Here is a 19,803-nt window from a genome sequence, read left to right as displayed (position 1 = left end):
GAATCATTTATGTTAGGATTTTTACAACGGATTGGTAAAGCATTAATGCTTCCAATTGCGGTTTTGCCAGCGGCAGGTTTGCTTTTGCGTTTTGGACAACCTGATTTATTGGACATTCCGTTTCTTGCCAACTCTGGAAACGCCGTTTTTGATAATTTAGCCTTAATATTTGCCATTGGAGTCGCGATTGGCTTCGCTAAGGATAGTAATGGAGCCGCTGCTTTAGCGGGCGCTATCGGTTATTTAGTACTGACTGAAGGCGCAAAGGCACTAAACGAAACAATTAATATGGGAGTTCTTGGCGGGATTATTGCCGGTATCATCGCAGGTTCTTTATATAATCGCTTTCACGATATAAAGCTGCCCGATTGGCTTGGATTCTTTGGCGGACGCCGCTTTGTACCGATCATTACTTCTCTCGTTATGGTTGTATTGGCGTTTATTGCTGGATTTGGATGGCCGCCCATTCAAAATGCCATCGATGGTTTAGGAAACTGGATTATTGGCCTTGGTGCTGCAGGAGCAGGACTATTCGGGTTTTTCAATCGATTGCTCATTCCACTTGGCCTTCACCACGTATTAAATAATTTATTTTGGTTCCAATTTGGTGAATTTAACGAAAAAACAGGAGACATTGCAAGATTTTTTGCTGGGGACCCATCAGCTGGAACGTACATGACAGGGTTCTTCCCAGTCATGATGTTTGGACTTCCAGCGGCCGCTTTTGCCATTATTGCAGCAGCAAAACCGGAGCGAAGGAAAGCCGTTTTTGGGATGTTTATCAGTCTCGCACTTACTTCCTTTATAACAGGGATTACAGAACCGATTGAATTTTCCTTCATGTATGTAGCGCCGCTTTTATACGGAGTTCACGCCGTTTTAACAGGAATATCATTATGGCTGACGACGACACTTGGAATAAAAGACGGCTTTACATTTTCAGCAGGCGGCATTGATTATTTACTAAACTTTAATATCGCAACAAAACCATGGCTCCTATTATTAATTGGGCTCATATACGCGGCTGTCTATTTCATCATTTTCTATCTTTTAATTAAAGCGTTAAATCTTAAAACTCCGGGGCGTGAGGATGAAGAGATTATTGAAGAGGATGATATTGTAAGTCCGACTGGTAATAAATATGAGCGGATGGCATATCAATTCATCCAAGATCTAGGCGGCCGAGATAATATTACGGCTATCGATAACTGTACAACCCGCCTCCGTCTCAATATAAGAGATATGGATAAGGTGCAGGATAGCTCTTTAAAAGCGCATGGCGCCAAAGGAATATCGAAATTAAGCAAAACAAATTTACAAGTCGTTGTCGGAACTGATGTGGAATTCGTAGCGGACGCTATGAAGAAGATGGATATGGATCATGTGAAGTTTACCGAATCTGAGTCTTGTGATGATCCTGTTGATACGAATAGCCTTTTACCAATAAAAGAAAATGATTTTGTTATGCCTATTACGGGAGAAGTGATTCCAATAACAGATGTTCCAGATCAGGTCTTTTCCGAGAAAATGATGGGAGATGGATTTGCGATTATCCCGGAAAATGGAAAGGTCGTCTCCCCGGTTGACGGAGAAATTTTAAGTGTATTCCCGACAAAGCATGCCATTGGAATCAGATCAAAACAAGGATATGAATTCCTAATCCATGTAGGAGTTGATACCGTAAACCTCAAAGGAGAAGGCTTTACCTCTCATGTAAAAGAAGGCGACCGTGTATCAAAGGGTCAAGAAATTCTTACATTTGATCTAGATTACATCAAAAACAATGCAACATCAGAGATTACTCCGGTTATTTTTACAAATTTAACGAAGCTGAATGTAAAGAAACAAGGCAGTGTAAAGCAAGGCAGTGAAGGTGTTATTACAATAGATTAATGTACGAGACCGCTTGGCCTTAAACCAAGCGGTCTCGTTCGAAATCTTATTAGATGATGCCGTTAAATTTAATGAGTTTCTATAATAATACCAATTACTTGCTTTTTATTTTTCTAAATTCCTTCCTATCAAATAACTCACTTAATGTTTGTTGTGTTGCCATTCCATTGACTGACACAGATCCATCTTCACCAATGCGAATTTCAATTTTATTCCCGATTGTCATTAAGTTATTTTCTAAATGCTTATAGGAGGCAGTCAAAAAATGATATCTTTGATTTGAAGATCCAACCCATGGACGGCTTAAGTCCAGCTTATCTTTTATGAATGGCCCATCAATTAATAAATCAGTGTTGGCAAGTAGATTTAGGGCAGCGTTTCTTTTTTGCAAATCTTCATACAAGTAGCCTGAAAATGTCATGACTGTTAATCCAAGGTTTTTGACTAAAAGAGCCAACTCCCCAAGAGCTTCCGCTTGATCAAACGGTTCGCCTCCCAAGAATGTCACACCTTCTATATTATTTTCATCCTTGCTTTTTTTAATTTCTCTAAAAAGCTCTTCGACTTTCATTGTTTTGCCACTTTTCTTAGACCATGTCCAAGGAATGCCGCATCCTTCACAACGAATTGAACATCCTTGTACCCATAGACAAAACCTTTTGCCTGGTCCTTCTACAGTAGTATGAGGTAAATATCGATGTATCACTAGTTCCATTAGAAATCCACAATTCTTCCTTCGGCTCGCTCCGAAATTTTCAATTTTGGTTTTTCAGGAAAAGCAAGATGAGGCTTGATCTTTGCAATAAGGTGCGGTTTGATGGACATGACTTGTGCAAAGTGGTCAAAAGAAGTAAAACCATTTTCCTTGTCCCTTGCTTCTACTACTTTTTTTGCAAATAAAGCACCTATTCCCGGTACTCTAGCAATCTCTTCTTCCGTAGCTGTATTAATATCAATAATACCCATTTCTTCTTCATGATTCGTTTGAATTAAAGTTTCCTTCGAATCGTCATTCGCATGATGGAATGGTTCAATTCCACTATATTCTCGTTTAATTTGCTCTTTCAAAGATTGAATTTCTTTTTCCTTTTGTCCGGATGTGATCCTCGCTTCGAGCCTTAATAAGTACTCTGCCCTGATTTTATATACGTGGAAAACTGAAAAAATCCAACCAAATAGAAAAGTAGCCATTGATAGATCGTAAACCCAGTGATCTTTTGAAACAATTTCAGTTACAACCATATTCATAATTAATATTAATGAATATATAATACCGGCAATAAACCACTTCCTCTGTTTCACCCGATACGCTGTATAAAAAAACGAAATATAATTCAAAAATCCGAATGAAAAAATCGCCCAAAGCATCCAGATCGAATTCCTTAGTTCCCATGCCTTTCCTTTATTGGTAATTGCCATACTTTATTCCTCCTTAATGAACTGCTCGTTTTGGAGAGTTATCCGCCTTTCTGTTTCATAGTATTCTGCCGTATACGCAGAATCAACAATTTGCGCATCAAGCAGCTCCTCTAAAAGCTCAATGTATTCCATGCATTCCGCGCCTTTAATCCCTATCGTCTCAGCGAATATTTTCCCGTCTTCTGTAATTTTGATTGTTAGCTTTTTATCGTTCATTTTACCCACCTATCAATCGAATTGATTTATATTAAAGGTTAAAAGAATAGAGCGGTCTTGCTGAATTTCTTCTGACTCCAACGAAAGGCCTTTTTCATGTGCCTGCTGCATTAGTCTTTCGTACGTCTCTTGCTGAATTAGATATTTATATTCGGTATGCAGGTTATCAATAAATTCCACAGCGTCCTCTTTTTTGACACTTTCATCAAATATCGCTTCAAATATCCCCTTTTCATTCTGTCGGAAAAAGATTTTAATGTCTCCCACTTCCGTCAAGTAGTCGTTTTCGTTTATTTCAGATACGTTGCAGCCATATTGTTGTACCGCCTTTTGCAATAGATGCTGCCGCTTCATTACCGTTTGGATGCTATATGTATTCCCTTCTTTTTTCTCAATTAATGAACTAGCTGCTTGTATGACGACAATCCCTACTGGTATGAGGACGAGTTCAATACTCATAGAGCTTCATCCACCTTTCTTTCTAAAAATCAATCGTGCGGCCACCGCGTGATGTACTAATATCGCTATCAGCTGTTTCAACACTTTCACTATATTCTGATCGATCTTCAAACGGAGTTGCCGCTACAGCTCTAACATTTGCCCAGTCACGAATACTTTTTATATGCTCCGCTTGCGTGACCGACAATGGGATAAATTGTTTACATATTTTTTCGAAATCATGTAATGTAACACTTCGATCTTCGTAAAATGCTTCAAATAACCCATTAATGACTACTTGTTCAATTTCAGCACCGACAAATCCTTCTGTCAAGCTAGCAAGTCTATTAAGAGTGTCTTGATTTATATGAAAATCACCATAAATGGCAGGATCTTTTAACCTTTTCTCTAAATGAACTCGGAATATCTCAATTCTTTCCCGATGTGTCGGCAAATCGACAAAGAATATTTCGTCAAATCGCCCTTTGCGCAATAATTCAGTAGGCAAGCTAGAAATATTATTTGCGGTTGCAATAACAAACACAGGCTTTTCCTTTTCTTGCATCCACGTTAGAAAATGACCAAAAATTCTAGATGTTGTTCCTCCGTCTCCAGAAGAATTTACTCCGCTAAAACCTTTTTCGATCTCATCGATCCATAATATTGAAGGAGCGATTGCTTCTGCCGTTTGAACTGCTTTTCTCATATTCTCTTCACTGCTGCCAACAAGCCCGCTAAAAATTTTTCCGATGTCGAGCCGTAATAAAGGGAGCTGCCACATCTCGCTTATCGCTTTGCTGATAAGACTTTTACCGCAACCAGGCACACCTGTAATCAATACACCCTTTGGAGCGGGAAGGCCATATTTTTGTGCTGATTCGAGCCATGACTTATTTCTTTTTCGCAGCCATCTTTTTAAATTTTCCAGCCCACCTACATCCTCCATATTTAAACGATTATTAACAAACTCAAGAATTTCCGTCTTTTTAATGATTTGTTCTTTTTCGCCAAGCACGACATCTACATCATCGATGGAAAGTTTTCCATCGTCCACCATTGCTCGGGCAAACGCATTTTCAGCCTCAGATAAAGTTAGTCCTAGTGCAGCATTTACAAGTTTTTCTTTTTCCTCTTCATTGAGGCTTATTTCAATTCGACCGCTTTGCTTATTAACAGCTATCATTTCTTCCAGTATTTGTTTGATTTCATTAAAGGTAGGCAGGTTAAAGTCAAATATTGTGATATCCTTCTCAAGATCATGCGGCAATAATAAAACCGGAGAAAGAAATACAACGTTTTTCGGAATGGGGCTGCGCTTTAATTTAAAGCTAATATCCCTTAATTTGCGGGTAACTTGATGATCTGGCTGACGCCTTTCATCACCGAAAAATATATGAAAGTCTTGAAGTACGAAAATGGCAGGACTTTGATAACTTTCAATCATTTCTAAAGCTTTAATCGCCGATCTTGTACCTGATTTCCCAGTTTCTTCTCCCTCAAATCCTGTCGTTAGCTTCCATGTCAACACTTTTCTTTGCGTCTTAATTAATTCTTGGTTGGAAGCAATTGATTGAATGAGAGAAAGTGCTCTTTCCTCTTCCCACGTCGATATATAAAGAAATGGAAAACGCGCCTTAAATAAATTAGCCATTAACCTTTCTCTATCAATCTTTTTTTCCATTTTTCAAACCCCTTTTCATATATTCATTCATTATATACTTGTTCAAATAATCTGTTTCTGTTCTCTTTAACCTATATTATATTAAAACCTATGAACAAAGACTATCTGTTCATAGGTTTTATATGATCTATATGGTATTTAATATAAAATGAGAATAAGCTGCCAATTATTCAAAACGAGCTTGGAAACCCAAGCTCGTCATAGATTTTTTATAAAAGAGGAAGGAATTAGCGGCTCGGATCTATATACAAAGAAAGCCTTAAGGCTTTTCGCTTTCAAAATTCACCTTATTTTTTCGTATATGATAAACTAGGTAAAATCACTTTCTGTATACAAAGGTGTTGAACATATTGAAAACGACATACATAGAGTATTTTATGGAAGTAGCCCGAACCGGCAGTTTTACCGAGGCGGCTGAAAACTTATATATTACACAACCTGCACTTAGCAGAATTATAAAATCATTGGAGGAGGAATTAGGCACACCACTTTTCGTCCGTTCGCGAAAAAAGATCATCCTAACGGATGCAGGCCACGTCCTGAACAAACATGCACACATCATTGTAAAGCAAGTAGATTTGCTCAAAACCGAGCTTGGCAACTTGCTCACTCCAAAAAAAGGACGTATACGCATCGGGTTGCCTACGATTACTAATTCATTCTTTTTTTCTGAGCTTCTCGCTTCCTTCCATACTGAATATCCTGACGTGACGTTCCAGTTAGAAGAGGATGGGTCAAAACTAATTGAGGAAAAGATTATCGACAATCGACTAGATCTAGGTGTAATCGTTCTTCCTGAAGATCACAGTCAGCTTGACTACTATTCATTCATTAATGAGAATTTAAAACTTGTTGTTCCTCTCTCCCATTCTCTCGTTAAAAAAGAAGAAGTGACACTGGAGGCACTAAAAAAGGAAAAATTCATAATGTTTAATCAAGAATTTGAGCTAAGAAATTTAATTTTATCTGCCTGCCGGGAAACAGGATTTCAACCAAACATAATTTCAGAAACATCACAATTAGATTTTATTGAAGAGATGGTTGCTTCTAATCTTGGGATTACATTATTACCGGAAAGTACATGCGCTGAACTGGCAAGCCATTTACATACTATCACCATTACTAATCCAACAATCGAGTGGAACTTAGCCCTAATTTGGAAAAAAGATACGTATTTATCGCAGATTGCTAAGGAATTTATCCACTTTGCTAAATCAAAACTTACAAATCTCCATTCATCCAATTCAAAGTAAAGCTCCTTTGCGCAGGAGTTTTATTTTATTTTTCTATAACCGCTTTCATGTTAAATCGTTATGAAACCTATGTAGGATTGGCATTGTACATCCTTAATCAACAGAACTATAATTACCGTTGTGAAAAGTTACATCACCACATTCACGAATACATCTTTACAAAAGGGTGATATCATCATGGAAAACAAAAAAATGAAAGAAACACGCGTAGTTCAAACCGATCAAGTTCTAATTAATGATTTGAACAATTATCATACATTATTCGGCGGAGTCTTAATGAAAAAGATGGATGCATGTGCCACCCTTTCTGCCCGTAGACATTCAAGGGTGAAAGAATGCGTCACCGCTTCAACCGATTCTGTCAATTTTATAGAGCCAATCAGACAAAGTGATTCCGTCTGTATCGAATCATTTGTAAGTTATACAGGAAAAACATCGATGGAAATTTTCTGCAAGGTTATTGCGGAGGATCTGGAGACGGGTGAACGTAGAATCGCCACTACAGCCTTCCTCACCTTTGTTCCACTAGATGATAATAAACGACCGATTGAAGTACCAGATATTATTCCAGAAACCGAAGAGGAAAAATATCTTTTTGAAACTGGAAAAGAACGTGAAAAGATAAGGAAGTTAAAAAGGCATCAAAATAAGGAGCTTGTATCCCATCTTGTATTGGATAAGCCTTGGGATTAACCACTTTTTGAAAGGAGAACAAACATGCTTGTAGCACCATGCTTAAACGAATTATTAGACACTAAACAAGAAATTGAGAAATTAAATCAAACAAAACCCACTTTATTTCAAAAGTTCATTAACGTCATCCAGCTTACTCGACAACTTCAATATGGTTATCAATTCATGGGCGCCTTGCTTATGGATGAAGATCCAAGTAATTTCTATCCAACATCCCAAGACGATTATGTACTGTCTGTCTATAGACAGGAAATTGAGAAATTAAAAACCGACAGCAGATTCCAAGAACTAAAACAAATCCTAACTAAGTATCGGGAAATAAGCTACGTAAATATTAGTAAATTGGCACTAGGTACAAACCCAAGAGTATTAGTAGGTCCCACTTTGATTCGCTAATTAAGTATTGCCTAAGAGTAGGGAATATTATTATATAGATCAAAAAGATCCTAGAGAACTTTTCTTTAGGATCTTTTTATATTGTCGAACGTTTATTTTCATCTGTCGCATGAAAATAGCACATTTATCCTATCGCTCTATTAATAATAAATAGTAAAATGATTCGTTCAATATATTGTACAAGGCCGTGAATTGTTTCCAACCATCACTACTTTAGATCCGGTACTATTATTCCGCTAAAATTACGCATTATGAGGGCTGTCGTTAAAAAAGGCCGACGAAAGCGTCAGCCTTTTTATTATATTTCATAAACCCCTATTTAACCTGTTTTCGCCTTCGTTTTCGTCATATTTCGCTGAGCCATAATTAAGCCATAATAGATTCCTTGTCTTTCCATCAGTTCTTGATGAGTTCCAATCTCAGCAATTTCACCTTTATGAAGGACAAACAGGCGATCAGCATTCTTTAAGGTAGAAAGCCTGTGTGCAATGGCGATCGTCGTTCGATTCTTCGTGATCCTTTGCAGCGCTTCTTGAATCGCTGTTTCAGTGTCGATATCAAGAGAGGCGGTTGCTTCGTCCAAAATGAGGATGCGTGGATTATGGAGTACTGCACGAGCTATCGTAATTCGTTGCCGCTCTCCTCCCGAAATATTATTGCCGTTCTCTTCTAATCTCGTATCATATCCATCCGGTAATTTAATGATAAAATCATGTGCATTTGCAATCCTAGCCGCCTGAATCACTTCTTCCATCGTTGCTTCTGGCTTGGAATAACGAATGTTTTCCATAATGGAACCTCTAAACAGCATCGTTTCTTGGAGGACTACACCTATTTGTGAACGCAGCTCTTCCTGCTTGATCGTCCTTATATCGATCCCATCAATTAGGATTTCCCCTTCATTTATATCATAGAAACGAGAAACTAAATTAATGAGCGTTGATTTACCTGAGCCGGAATGCCCGACAAGCCCAATCATTTCCCCAGGTTGTATCTCAAAATTAATATGCTTTAAAACCGGTTCATACGACTTATAACCAAATGTAACATCATTAAATCGAATCGTACCTCGGATGGAATGCTGAACAGATGTATCCTTATCGAAAATCTCCGGATCTTCATCAATGACAGAAAAAATACGGTCAATGGCAATGACTGCATTTGCGATCCATCTTGGCATATTCATCATCCAGGCGAGCGGTCCAAAAATCATGCTTGCATAACCTGTGAATTGAACAAGTTCGCCGAGGTTGAGATTGCCTTTTAAAATCATATTACACCCTACTAATAATACAAAATACGTACTAATCTGGAGTAAATACGTTGAGATAGGGGTTAAAATAGCATATACTTTTTCCGCTTTAAATGCTGCACCCGCATAATCCGTATTATATTGTCTAAACCGCTTTATTTCGCGCTTTTCCTTACCAAATGTTTTGACCACTCTAATCCCGCTTAATACATCGTGAAGATAAGAGTTTGCCCTATCAAATATTTTCCATTGTTTTGTAAAAAGTCGCCTGACGATCACGCGCCAAGTCATAAATTGCAAGTAGGCGACAAACGGAGCAGGCAATAGCACAATTAATGCTAAACGCCAATCAGTCATTAATAAAAGGATCGTCACGGCAATGAGCATGATCATCTGATAAATAGCCGTTGTAAAGACCTCTTCAATCAGCCTTCTAATTCGATTCGTGTCTGATGTTACGCGGTTCATAAGGTCGCCCGCTCTTTGCGATGTTAAAAAGCCAAGTGAAAGATTTTGAATTTTTTCATACACTAGCTTTCGTAAATCTGCCGCAATGGTTGAACCTACTGTAGCCATCACCCGGCCTTTTGCTACATTTAAAAGTTCGCCTCCGACTAGTGAAAATAAAATTCCTCCAATCGCAATAAAAAACATAGTCAGGTTTGGGCTCTGCCCTTCTGGTGGCTGAAGCGAGGAATTGACAAGCAGCTTTTGAAAATATGGTCCTAATAAAGTGACGGCTGAAGTAATAAATAAAATGACTAATCCTAACACAAGCATTCGCCAATGTGATTTAGACACACCTAGTAATCTTTTTATTACTGCTGCTTTATTCATACACTTTGGACAAACTCTTGTACTTTGATGGAGCCTGCTACCACAATTAGAGCATACACGTTCTTCCTCTTCATTGTAGATTCGAATTTCACTTTTCGCAGCCATATAGTTTAATATTTGGGCAATATAGGAAAGTCGAGCCACATGTTCCATCGAAACTCGTACAATGATTCTTTTACCAAGCTCATCAGTCGCTTCAAGAATGGCATTCCCAACTAGCGGAATAACTTTGTAGTCATGTGCCTCCGCTATAAGACCATTTTCTTTCACCTTTCCAGCTTGAACATAGGCCCACTTTTCATCACCAATCACAAAGTATCCTAACGTTCTTCGTCCAGTAAGAGATAAATCAGCAGGTACACAATAATGAATGCTTTCCCCAATCTCTTGTTGAACAGCCAACCGATCTTGATTTGAAAGTTCATAGTTTAAGTTCATAATAACTCCCTTTTAAAAAATGGATCTATGTAATGTGTGGCTGATTTCCACTCCAGGCAACTAGCAACCCCTCACGATATATGGAAAAACCTTTTTTAAATAAAACCTTAGTACTGATTTCAGCTCCAGGTGCTGGTCATCCGCTCCACTCAACGGTCTTAAAAAATCGGTAATTGTTAAACTAGAGTCCCGTTTTTCTTTACGACATTAACATTTCTACCATTCGATATTCTTTATCTGTTAATGCAGCTACGTCTTTAATAATAAATCGGTTTCCGTCAACATCAGTGATTAATACCCTATTAGTCGTAACGACAGTAACGTTTCCTCTGCCGGAACGAACGGTAAAATAGCAATTTCCTGAGCTTGTTTCAGTGTCCCAATAAGAATAGCCGAATTCTTCGTTTATTTTATTGATTTTAGTAATTTCAGGAGCAAAATAGCGCAGGTTTATGTGTTCTTCTAGCAAACTAACAATTTCACTTGGAAACTCATCTAACGACTTAATGATGCCGATTTCTTCTTTCTCTCCTGTTCTTACAGAAATAAATATTCTATTATTCATATGAGGAAAGGAACAATGTAAATAAACAGCGGGGAATACTTTCCCATCCACGCGAATCGTGAGCATATGTCCTTCCGTCTCCAAAAACATGGCATTATCCGTTGTTAAGTAATTCATTTTAGCCGCTTCTGCTAGATCTGATTTCGCTTCTCCCAATCCATGACTACTGTGGTCTAAGTCCAGCTTAGTCATCTAAATCGCCTCTTTCATCTTTAAAGCTTCTTCATGCTTTTTCACCATGCCAGCGTATTTCGCGTCTTTATTCATAAGCTCATCATGAGTTCCTTCTTCAACAACCTTCCCATCTTCCATTACATATAAGTAATCTGCATTTCGCAATGTGGATAATCGATGAGCAATTGCGATTGTTGTCCTGCCCTCAGCCAATGATTCCAATGCTTCCTGAATTTGCAATTCCGTTTTCGTGTCTAATGAGGCAGTAGCCTCATCAAGTATTAATATTTTCGGATCATGCAAAATCGCTCTAGCAATCGAAATCCGCTGCTTCTCGCCACCTGATAAATTGTAGCCCCCAGTGCCTACGACCGTATCATAGCCTTCTGGAAGATTCTCAATAAAATCATGGGCATTCGCAATTTTAGCTGCATAAATAATTTCTTCAAGTGAGCAATCTGGATTCGCATACGCAATGTTTTCCGCGATCGTTCCGATGAATACATACACTTCCTGCGACACAATTCCAATATTACTTCGCAGCGTATCGGCTGCTAAATCTTTTACATTGATGCCATCTATCTTTATTTCACCTTCATTCACATCGTAAAGCCGTGAAATTAAGTTTACGAGTGTCGATTTACCCGCTCCTGAAGGTCCAACAATACCAATCATCTGACCTTGTTTTGCAACTAAAGAAACGTCCTGCAGTATTGGTTTATTCGGCTCATAATTAAAGTGGATGTTGGATATTGAGATGTCCCCTCTAAGCCTTTCTAATTGTAGAGCATCTTCTTTTTCGGTCACTTCCGGAACAGCATCCTGAATTTCAAAGATTCGCTGTGCCGCTGCCATACAGTAAGACCACCAGCCTGCTATATTATTCATAAATTGAATGGGACCAAATAGCATGTAAATATACGTAATGAATGTCATGATTTCCCCGAACGTCATTTCTCCACCCATTACTCGCCAACCGCCAAATGCCCAAATCAATACTCCGCCAATTTGCGTTAACATGTTAATAATAGGAAAAATCGTGCTGCTCATCTTGTTAAATCTTTGTTCCGCATTAGAAAAAGAAACATTTGCTCCTTGGAATCGATTAACCTCCATCTTTTCTTTTCCAAATGCCTTCACAATTCTTGCACTACGCACCGTGTCACTAATGATGGAGTTCATAGCACTCGCTCTTCTATGCCTTTTCCACGACATCCGCCATAATTTTGGAAAAACCCAACGAATTAAGAGGACGACAAAAGGAAGTGGAATTAAACAAATAAGTGTAAGCTTCCAATCCATGATAAGTAGAATGGCTGTTACCCCTAAAATATTTATGGCATTTACAACAAAATACGGAATACCATCAACAAAGAAAAATTGCAGCTCATTCGCATCATCATTCACTCTCGTCATCAATTGCCCGGTTTGTCTTTTTTGAAAAAACGATAAGGACAACCTCTGCATAGATGTAAAAATATTCGATTTTAGATCAAATACAATATTCGCAGCCATCTTAGCATTAATGACACCGAATAGGATTCCGAAAAAGAGGGACAATGTTCGGAAAACGATGATAATTATAATGACGAGGGCAATTTTACCTGCAAAAGGTCCCGTTCCTCCTAATGCTTGGTCAAATAATACTGTCCCTTGGAAGTAAGGGATGACGAGTCCAGTCGCTGAATTTAGCAGCATGAAAAAAATGATGAAGAATATAGACCACTTATGATTTGTAGTAAATCCTAGCAGCCTGCCAAAAATAGCACCTTTTTTTAAACATTTCGGACAAACTTGACGTCCTTCTTCTGGATAAATCATCCCACATTTTGGGCAGGCATTTTTGTTTGTTTCATCCGTTCCGTGCATGTCAATCGTTTCATTATTTTTTAGTTTCGTGAAAGTAGATATAAATTTTGTTGCATCACTCATATATCCATTTGTCATCGCCGCAATTGCCTTTTCCTCGGGATTCTTTATAACAAGAAGTCCGGAAGCAATAAGATTCACCGTGTAAGCACTCTCAATTTCTTCAAGGCTAAATTTTTCTACTTTGAATTTGTCAGGTTCTATAAAACTTGAAATCTTTTTTTTCTTATTAACTACCTGATATCCTTTAAAAACCCTTTCCTCTTTTTTTTCATTATCGTTAGATAATCGAAAAAGCGAATCCTTCGTAAGAGCTAAATATGTATCGACAAAACCACCATCAATGCCCCGGTCACAGAACATCCAATCAATAATATTTTCATTTACTAAGCCTTTTTCCGACAATAAAGCCTTCAATTCTTCTGGTAGTTTTTTCATACCCTTTCAATCATGCACCTCACATCGAACGAGATGTCAGGAACCATTCACGTTCATAATATTTTATCAGTCTATTTAAAATATCACATAACAGCTGTGAAAGTAAGACTGATAATCGAATTGTCTAAATTTTTTTGACCTTACTAATTGAACGTGACCTTTTAGAAATTTTGCTAATAAAAATATTGCGTTAGGAAGATTTTTTTAATAATTTCTATTGATATTTTCACAACATGTTGTTAATCTAAAAAAGAATTATTTTGGAAAGCTGCTATTCAATATTCTAGGGTCTTTCCAAGCAGATAATGTTTTGACCACTTCTTTAGGAAGTTAAGGCCATACGGACAGCCGGGTCAAATGCCGATTGGCGACTTTCGTTGCCTTATTGATTGAGTTAAAAGCTCAACTTTTATAAGTTGGTTACTTTACAACCAGTGCATATGCACACAACTTGTGAAACGGTCAATAAGAGTGTCAAAAGTAATTATTTGCTATATAGACTCTGATCTCATGATGGAATATTGAATAGGAAAAAGCTATCTGCCATAATGGAATTTTATGGAAGATGTATACGTATGGCTTTTGTTCATATGTATGCGTGTGCCTTTTTTATATTTGATATTGTATCTAAAGCAAGTGTTGTGCGCGTTTATGCGTCATTTCACTTGCTTTTTTGTCGTTTCGCAACCTGTAGGGATGAATTTCTCTAAGTACCACCAAATCTATTTAGTAGGGGGAAGAAAAAATGGGAAAAGCACTTATTATCGGTTGTGGAGGAGTGGCATCCGTTGCTATTCACAAATGTGTTCAAAACAGTGAGGTATTTGAAGAAATTTGCATCGCAAGTCGTACAAAGTCAAAATGTGATGCTTTAAAAGCGAAACTTGATGGCGGCAAAACGAAAATTACAACAGCACAAGTTGACGCAGATAATGTAGAGGAGTTAATTGCATTAATCGAAGAAGTAAAACCAGATATCGTTATGAATTTGGCTTTGCCATATCAAGATTTAACGATTATGGATGCTTGCCTTGCAACGAAAACACACTATATGGATACGGCGAACTATGAGCCGGAGGATACGGCAAAATTTGAATATAAATGGCAATGGGAATACCGCGAGCGCTTTGAAAAAGCTGGAATTACAGCCCTTTTAGGAAGTGGCTTCGATCCAGGTGTAACAGGTGTATTCTCGGCTTATGCCTTAAAACATCATTTTGATGAAATTAATTATATCGATATTCTTGACTGCAACGCTGGAGACCATGGCTATCCATTTGCAACGAATTTTAACCCTGAAATCAATATTCGTGAAGTTTCTGCAAACGGAAGGTACTGGGAAAATGGCGAATGGATTGAAACGCAGCCGATGGAAATCAAACGCGTGTATAACTTTCCTGAAATTGGTGAGAAAGACATGTATTTGTTATACCACGAAGAGCTTGAATCCCTAGCAGTCAACATCCCTGGGATTAAGCGCATCCGCTTCTTCATGACATTCGGTCAAAGCTATCTTACACACTTAAAGTGTCTTGAAAATGTGGGAATGACTTCGATCGAGCCCATTGAATTTGAAGGAAAACAAATTATTCCACTTCAGTTTTTGAAAGCAGTATTGCCTGATCCAGCTTCTCTTGGACCACGCACAAAAGGTAAAACGAACATCGGCTGTATTTTTAGAGGCAAAAAAGACGGTAAAGAAAAAACATACTATGTATACAATGTGTGTGACCATGAAGAATGCTACAAAGAAGTAGGATCTCAAGCAGTGTCCTACACAACAGGTGTCCCTGCCATGATCGGAGCCATGATGGTCATGACTGGAAAGTGGAACAAACCAGGCGTATACAATATTGAAGAATTCGATCCAGATCCATTCATGGATGCATTGAACAAATGGGGACTTCCATGGCAAGAAGACTTTAATCCAGAGCTTGTAGACAATGAGTCTATTAAAGAAAAAGAGTTGGAGCTAGTTCGATAAGATGCGCTTTGAAGAACTCCCAACACCTAGCTATATAGTCGATGAAGATTTACTTGAAAAAAATCTAAAAATCTTGCACGGAGTCATGGAACGTACAGGATGCAAGATTATTCTAGCTCAAAAGGCGTTTTCAATGTTTAAACTATACCCATTGATTGGACAATATTTAAACGGTGCAACAGCTAGCGGATTGTACGAGGCACGATTAGGCTACGAAGAAATGGGGAAAGAAAATCACGTCTTTTCCCCTGCCTATCGTGAGGATGAAATGGATGAAATCGTAGAAATCTGTGACCATATCATCTTCAACTCCTTTTCACAGGTTGAAAAGTTTAAAGAGAAAGTTCTAAAAGCCGGAAAAAAAGTGGGTCTGCGCATTAATCCTGAATGCTCTACACAAGTTGGGCACGCCATCTATGACCCTTGTTCACCTGGTTCAAGATTCGGCGTAAAAAAGGAACATTTCCGTCCCGACTTGCTTGAAGGCATTTCTGGTCTGCATTTCCACACACTGTGCCAGCAAAACTCTGACGACTTGGAAACAACGTTGAATGCCGTGGAGGAAAAGTTTGGTCCATGGCTTTCACAAATGGAATGGATCAACTTCGGCGGCGGGCACCATATTACGAGAGAAGATTATGATATTCCATTACTCGAAAAATGCATTAAGAGAATGCAAGACAAGTATGGGTTAGAAGTATATGTCGAACCAGGGGAAGCTGTCGCGCTTAATGCTGGTTTCCTAGTCACGACGGTCTTAGATACACTTGAAAACGGAATAAAGATCGCTATACTGGATACTTCAGCCACATGCCATATGCCGGATGTATTAGAGATGCCTTATCGTCCTCCACTTCAAAAGTCAGGAGAAGCTGGAGAAAAACCATTCACATATCGACTTGGCGGGCAAACATGCCTTGCGGGCGACGTAATCGGCGACTATTCATTCGACGAGCCATTAAAAAGCGGAGATCGACTCGTTTTCGAGGACATGGCCATTTATTCGATGGTAAAAAATACTACTTTTAACGGCATGGCATTGCCCGCGATTGTTGTAAAAGATAAAAGTGGAGATTACGAGGTTGTCCACGAGTTTGGCTATCAGGATTTTAAGATGAGATTGGCGTAGGACAATACTTTTAAAGAACCAGTTTCCGAAACAGGAAGCTGGTTCTTTTATAAAAATTCTTTAATTAAACGATCTAAAACCTCTTTTTGTTCAGCAAGAAGACAATGAGGACAATTTGAAATCAACTTTGCTTTTATTTTTGAAAAACTGCTTGCATCTTCAATGGCTTTTTTAGTAGATGAATAGACGACTTCTTGCTCGCCAATTAGCACAAGCATATCAGGGGGCAATCGTTCTAATACTTCCCTTTCAAACACTTTTGGTTATATCCTTTGTAAAATTGTTGATACAGGATTTCATCAGGAACATTTTGCTTATTAGGCAAACATTCAATTAAATAAACTCATAATGGGGGCAAGCAAAACCAATTTCTTTACACGGCTGGAATTTAAACTGAATTGCAAAGAAATCCAGCCTCCCATTGAGTGACCCACTAGATAAATATCATTTAGATTTAATCCATCAAGTATTCCATATACCCACCTATCAATATGTTCAGGAGAAGTGATTGGCTCGTATATTCACTTTTTCCAAAGTCCCCCATCACAACAATCGCAAATAAGCTAAAGTGCTGACTCCATTCAGGTATATTGGCAAACCACATAGTAGGGCTTACCGTCATACCATGAATTAAAACATAAGGAGGGGCGGCTTCTGATCCCCATGTAATCACATGTGTTTTTCCATATGTTGTATCATATACAAACTTTCCGTTTCCGCATTCCATTGTATGAGTGATCGGTCATAGCTATCATAATAGGAATGTTTTTCTCTATCATCAAATACTAAATAGGACATATTTACACCACAATTCTTTTAATATACTTCCATATATGAATAAGATATCATCGACCCTGAATAAAGATGATTAAGGCTTTTATGTTTTTTCAGATATCCATTCTCCGTCTATGTTTTTGTGGAACCTTTTTTAGAATTAGTTGGAATAATAAGTGCAATGCATAACAACCATGGTGAACATACATCACACCATTTGAACTTTTCATGTATGTTATTTTATAAGTGCTTCTACTTCTCTCTTCCCCCACTTCTTTTGCTAAAATGGCAGAAATGAACGGATCGTTTCCAAGACCGTATAAATATAACTTTTAATAGTAAAGAGGATGATATTTTTCTGCCCTTTTATTTTTGTAGTTTCCATATTAGACTAAAAGGGATAACAGCAAATTTGATTGGGGTGCCACAATGAAAAAGGGAACCATTTATAAAAGAACAGATGGGAAAACAATGATTATTAAACATTACGAAGACTATGTAAAATCATTTAATGTTGATGTCGAACGCACATATGTTGAGACGTATTATGGCAAAACTCATGTTCTTACAGCAGGTCCTAAAGAAGGAAAGCCCATTTTTATATTTCAAGGTGGAAATTGTATAAATCCAATGACATTTTCATGGTTTTTACCACTAATGAACAAGTATCGAATTTACGCACCAGATACAATCGGTCATCCTGGATACAGTGATGAAAATAGAATTTCAGCTAAAGATCATAGTTTTGCTTTATGGATAAAGGAGCTAATGGAACATTTTCATATTGATCATTGTGCATTTATCGGTCCTTCCTACGGTGCCGGAATTATTTTAAGGTTGGCTGCATTTTTACCAGACAAAATTGATTGTTCCATCTTAGTGTCACCATCAGGAATAAGCCTAGGTTCAAAAATTAGAATGATAAAAGATATACTTCTTCCTTTAATCCTATTTAATATGACTTCCTCAGAAAAATATCTACAGAAAATTACTAGCATTATGTCCGATAATAGTATGAAAGAAATAGATAAAAAGATTATTGGCGATATATTCAAATACATCAAACTTGAACAGGATATGCCTAAGTTAACAGTGGCGAAAGAATTGGCAAATTACAATTCACCTACTTTAATTATTGCAGGAGAAAAAGATGTATTTTTCCCCAAAAGGAAAGTGAAAAAAGCCGCCAAAGAAATCATCCCGAATTTATTGGAGTTTAAAGATTATAATATGGGACACTTCCCATCAGAAGAACATTTGGTAAAAATCAACAAGGATATTATTGACTTTTTAACTGTCCATTACTAGTTAGATAGAAAACTTATCTTTATCTATCTATTTTAGAATAATGACAGTTCCAGCATGAATCCTTGCTGTACTAAAATGGGAAATAAAATTTAATAATATACTCGATGAATTAAGAAGGAACGCATTTATTGCGAAAGAGCTATTGAAAAGTGGTCGGGGCATTTTTTCAATCAATACTGGACAAGTGGTGCCACTGTGCAAAGAACGAGGATGGGGTTGTATTATTGGCCGCATAAGTGGAACACAATTAACGGCTCATAATAAGTGAAAACAAGTAAGTGGGATTATTTCCAATCATTTTAAGGTTCACTGCACATAGCATAGAGGGGCTATGAATACAGTGAACCTTTTCAATTTAACTCATGGAACTCTTTAAATATCAATGTACCATATGTTAGCACCTTTTTGTGATTGAGTTACGATTATCCAGGGTCTATATGCAATCTGCATTTTGGCATATGTCGAATCGTTAACGTGATATGAAATCACGCCCGATTCGAAGCCGATTCATCTCATGATTGAAATCACAAGTGTTCTCGGCTATATCATAAAAACAGATAAACTTTAATTCCTTCCACCTCGAGCATTAGATCTTCCTTTTTTCTCTTTTTGTTCATCTGGCCTCTTATCTTCCCCTTTTATTTTTTCCTTGTGTGCGTTCGAGTCTTTAACCATATTATTCCCTCCGTTATCACTTATAAATAGTTATTACTGCCTTATGAATATTTGCTGCTTTTGGTAAATCATTATGCAAAATTCTGCTTTTATTTTAACCGGATAATTGGGAATTATTCAGTACATTGAATTACGATAGCAATCCTCACCATAACCTGCGCACAAATCGGAAAAGGATGAAAAGACTTCCATTAAAAACGATGATCGCATCCAGCATCTCAGCAGGAGCGGCCAGAAATAATTGTAAATACAACCAGCCTAGCAAGTTGTACAAATAGAAAAAGCCAGACATCCTTAAAATACCAAACTTCTAATTAGAAATAATGGTTCTACATATAAAAATAATATTAGGTTTATTCATCACGATCGCC

General features: G+C 37.7%; 18 protein-coding genes. 7 read left to right on the top strand and 11 right to left on the bottom strand.

Annotation, left to right across the window (positions count from 1 at the left end):
- Positions 1-9 precede the first annotated feature (9 nt).
- Positions 10-1,893, top strand: a complete 1,884-nt coding sequence (nagE, locus tag KHA96_RS09055) for an N-acetylglucosamine-specific PTS transporter subunit IIBC (protein WP_213128987.1) — start codon at positions 10-12, stop codon at positions 1,891-1,893.
- 94 nt (positions 1,894-1,987) lie between these two features.
- On the opposite strand, the gene KHA96_RS09050 is transcribed toward nagE, so the two are convergent.
- Genes KHA96_RS09050 through KHA96_RS09030 form a run of 5 tightly spaced genes read right to left on the bottom strand, consistent with a single transcriptional unit; the run spans position 1,988 to position 5,647 of the window.
- Entirely contained in the window at positions 1,988-2,608 is a 621-nt protein-coding gene (locus KHA96_RS09050) for a 4Fe-4S single cluster domain-containing protein (protein WP_213128986.1), read from the bottom strand.
- Entirely contained in the window at positions 2,608-3,312 is a 705-nt protein-coding gene (locus KHA96_RS09045; protein WP_213128985.1) for a ComEA family DNA-binding protein, read from the bottom strand. The genes KHA96_RS09050 and KHA96_RS09045 overlap by 1 nt, the downstream gene beginning before the upstream one ends.
- Before the next feature lie 3 nt (positions 3,313-3,315).
- Positions 3,316-3,528, bottom strand: coding sequence for a DUF2997 domain-containing protein (locus KHA96_RS09040; protein WP_213128984.1), 213 nt, complete (start codon positions 3,526-3,528; stop codon positions 3,316-3,318).
- 12 nt (positions 3,529-3,540) lie between these two features.
- Positions 3,541-3,987 (bottom strand): DUF1257 domain-containing protein, encoded by a 447-nt coding sequence (locus KHA96_RS09035; RefSeq protein ID WP_213128983.1) that lies wholly within the window; start codon positions 3,985-3,987, stop codon positions 3,541-3,543.
- A gap of 22 nt (positions 3,988-4,009) precedes the next feature.
- The gene (locus KHA96_RS09030) at positions 4,010-5,647 is read right to left on the bottom strand and encodes an AAA family ATPase (RefSeq protein ID WP_213128982.1); all 1,638 of its coding nucleotides are present in this window, start codon (positions 5,645-5,647) and stop codon (positions 4,010-4,012) included.
- A 377-nt stretch (positions 5,648-6,024) separates the two neighbouring features.
- Here KHA96_RS09030 and KHA96_RS09025 point away from each other — a divergent pair, with 377 nt between their 5' ends.
- The 3 genes from KHA96_RS09025 (at position 6,025) to KHA96_RS09015 (ending at position 7,989) form a co-directional block, all read left to right on the top strand.
- A complete protein-coding gene (locus tag KHA96_RS09025) occupies positions 6,025-6,900 on the top strand; it encodes a LysR family transcriptional regulator (protein ID WP_213129888.1) in 876 nt (291 codons plus the stop codon).
- Positions 6,901-7,077: 177 nt separating this feature from the next.
- On the top strand, positions 7,078-7,593 hold the full coding sequence (locus KHA96_RS09020; RefSeq protein ID WP_213128981.1) for an acyl-CoA thioesterase: 516 nt from the start codon (positions 7,078-7,080) through the stop codon (positions 7,591-7,593).
- A gap of 24 nt (positions 7,594-7,617) precedes the next feature.
- Positions 7,618-7,989: a hypothetical protein gene (locus KHA96_RS09015; RefSeq protein WP_213128980.1), complete on the top strand. Its 372-nt coding sequence runs from the start codon at positions 7,618-7,620 to the stop codon at positions 7,987-7,989.
- Positions 7,990-8,308: 319 nt separating this feature from the next.
- Here the strand turns inward: KHA96_RS09015 and KHA96_RS09010 are convergent, their stop codons facing one another.
- The 3 genes from KHA96_RS09010 to KHA96_RS09000 all read right to left on the bottom strand — a co-directional run bounded on the left by KHA96_RS09010 (position 8,309) and on the right by KHA96_RS09000 (position 13,562).
- Positions 8,309-10,516 carry an ABC transporter ATP-binding protein gene (locus KHA96_RS09010; RefSeq protein WP_213128979.1) on the bottom strand — a complete coding sequence of 736 codons (2,208 nt, stop codon included), beginning with the start codon at positions 10,514-10,516 and terminating at the stop codon, positions 8,309-8,311.
- 199 nt (positions 10,517-10,715) lie between these two features.
- On the bottom strand, positions 10,716-11,273 hold the full coding sequence (locus KHA96_RS09005) for a DUF1854 domain-containing protein (protein WP_213128978.1): 558 nt from the start codon (positions 11,271-11,273) through the stop codon (positions 10,716-10,718).
- Positions 11,274-13,562 carry an ABC transporter ATP-binding protein gene (locus KHA96_RS09000; protein WP_213128977.1) on the bottom strand — a complete coding sequence of 763 codons (2,289 nt, stop codon included), beginning with the start codon at positions 13,560-13,562 and terminating at the stop codon, positions 11,274-11,276.
- A 745-nt stretch (positions 13,563-14,307) separates the two neighbouring features.
- On the opposite strand from KHA96_RS09000, the gene KHA96_RS08995 reads away from it, so the two are divergent.
- Both KHA96_RS08995 and nspC read left to right on the top strand, forming a co-directional pair.
- The gene (locus tag KHA96_RS08995; protein ID WP_213128976.1) at positions 14,308-15,546 is read left to right on the top strand and encodes a saccharopine dehydrogenase family protein; all 1,239 of its coding nucleotides are present in this window, start codon (positions 14,308-14,310) and stop codon (positions 15,544-15,546) included.
- 1 nt (position 15,547) lies between these two features.
- Entirely contained in the window at positions 15,548-16,675 is a 1,128-nt protein-coding gene (gene nspC, locus KHA96_RS08990; protein WP_213128975.1) for a carboxynorspermidine decarboxylase, read from the top strand.
- 47 nt (positions 16,676-16,722) lie between these two features.
- Here nspC and KHA96_RS08985 read toward each other — a convergent pair whose 3' ends face one another.
- The 3 genes from KHA96_RS08985 to KHA96_RS08975 all read right to left on the bottom strand — a co-directional run bounded on the left by KHA96_RS08985 (position 16,723) and on the right by KHA96_RS08975 (position 17,402).
- A complete protein-coding gene (locus KHA96_RS08985) occupies positions 16,723-16,932 on the bottom strand; it encodes a hypothetical protein (protein WP_213128974.1) in 210 nt (69 codons plus the stop codon).
- Between the two features lie 72 nt (positions 16,933-17,004).
- Positions 17,005-17,109: a hypothetical protein gene (locus KHA96_RS23500; RefSeq protein ID WP_481748227.1), complete on the bottom strand. Its 105-nt coding sequence runs from the start codon at positions 17,107-17,109 to the stop codon at positions 17,005-17,007.
- 20 nt (positions 17,110-17,129) lie between these two features.
- Positions 17,130-17,402: an alpha/beta fold hydrolase gene (locus KHA96_RS08975; RefSeq protein ID WP_213128973.1), complete on the bottom strand. Its 273-nt coding sequence runs from the start codon at positions 17,400-17,402 to the stop codon at positions 17,130-17,132.
- A 476-nt stretch (positions 17,403-17,878) separates the two neighbouring features.
- Here KHA96_RS08975 and KHA96_RS08970 point away from each other — a divergent pair, with 476 nt between their 5' ends.
- On the top strand, positions 17,879-18,757 hold the full coding sequence (locus KHA96_RS08970) for an alpha/beta fold hydrolase (RefSeq protein WP_213128972.1): 879 nt from the start codon (positions 17,879-17,881) through the stop codon (positions 18,755-18,757).
- Positions 18,758-19,803: the final 1,046 nt, after the last annotated feature.

Source organism: Bacillus sp. FJAT-49711, assembly GCF_018343715.1.
Taxonomy (GTDB): Bacteria; Bacillota; Bacilli; order Bacillales; family Bacillaceae_C; genus Lederbergia.
Note: the sequence above shows the minus strand (reverse complement) of the source record. Positions and strands in the feature narration are given on the sequence as shown.

What these genes read in the sequence shown, in the direction of transcription:
- nspC (WP_213128975.1), top strand. Translation starts at nt 15,548, where the DNA reads ATGCGCTTTGAAGAACTCCCAACACCTAGCTATATAGTCGATGAAGAT.
- KHA96_RS09010 (WP_213128979.1), bottom strand. Translation starts at nt 10,516, where the DNA reads ATGAACTTAAACTATGAACTTTCAAATCAAGATCGGTTGGCTGTTCAA.
- KHA96_RS09015 (WP_213128980.1), top strand. Translation starts at nt 7,618, where the DNA reads ATGCTTGTAGCACCATGCTTAAACGAATTATTAGACACTAAACAAGAA.
- KHA96_RS09045 (WP_213128985.1), bottom strand. Translation starts at nt 3,312, where the DNA reads ATGGCAATTACCAATAAAGGAAAGGCATGGGAACTAAGGAATTCGATC.
- KHA96_RS09050 (WP_213128986.1), bottom strand. Translation starts at nt 2,608, where the DNA reads ATGGAACTAGTGATACATCGATATTTACCTCATACTACTGTAGAAGGA.
- nagE (WP_213128987.1), top strand. Translation starts at nt 10, where the DNA reads ATGTTAGGATTTTTACAACGGATTGGTAAAGCATTAATGCTTCCAATT.
- KHA96_RS08970 (WP_213128972.1), top strand. Translation starts at nt 17,879, where the DNA reads ATGAAAAAGGGAACCATTTATAAAAGAACAGATGGGAAAACAATGATT.
- KHA96_RS09040 (WP_213128984.1), bottom strand. Translation starts at nt 3,528, where the DNA reads ATGAACGATAAAAAGCTAACAATCAAAATTACAGAAGACGGGAAAATA.
- KHA96_RS09020 (WP_213128981.1), top strand. Translation starts at nt 7,078, where the DNA reads ATGGAAAACAAAAAAATGAAAGAAACACGCGTAGTTCAAACCGATCAA.
- KHA96_RS09005 (WP_213128978.1), bottom strand. Translation starts at nt 11,273, where the DNA reads ATGACTAAGCTGGACTTAGACCACAGTAGTCATGGATTGGGAGAAGCG.
- KHA96_RS09025 (WP_213129888.1), top strand. Translation starts at nt 6,025, where the DNA reads ATGGAAGTAGCCCGAACCGGCAGTTTTACCGAGGCGGCTGAAAACTTA.
- KHA96_RS09035 (WP_213128983.1), bottom strand. Translation starts at nt 3,987, where the DNA reads ATGAGTATTGAACTCGTCCTCATACCAGTAGGGATTGTCGTCATACAA.
- KHA96_RS08975 (WP_213128973.1), bottom strand. Translation starts at nt 17,402, where the DNA reads ATGGAATGCGGAAACGGAAAGTTTGTATATGATACAACATATGGAAAA.
- KHA96_RS08995 (WP_213128976.1), top strand. Translation starts at nt 14,308, where the DNA reads ATGGGAAAAGCACTTATTATCGGTTGTGGAGGAGTGGCATCCGTTGCT.
- KHA96_RS09030 (WP_213128982.1), bottom strand. Translation starts at nt 5,647, where the DNA reads ATGGAAAAAAAGATTGATAGAGAAAGGTTAATGGCTAATTTATTTAAG.
- KHA96_RS09000 (WP_213128977.1), bottom strand. Translation starts at nt 13,562, where the DNA reads ATGAAAAAACTACCAGAAGAATTGAAGGCTTTATTGTCGGAAAAAGGC.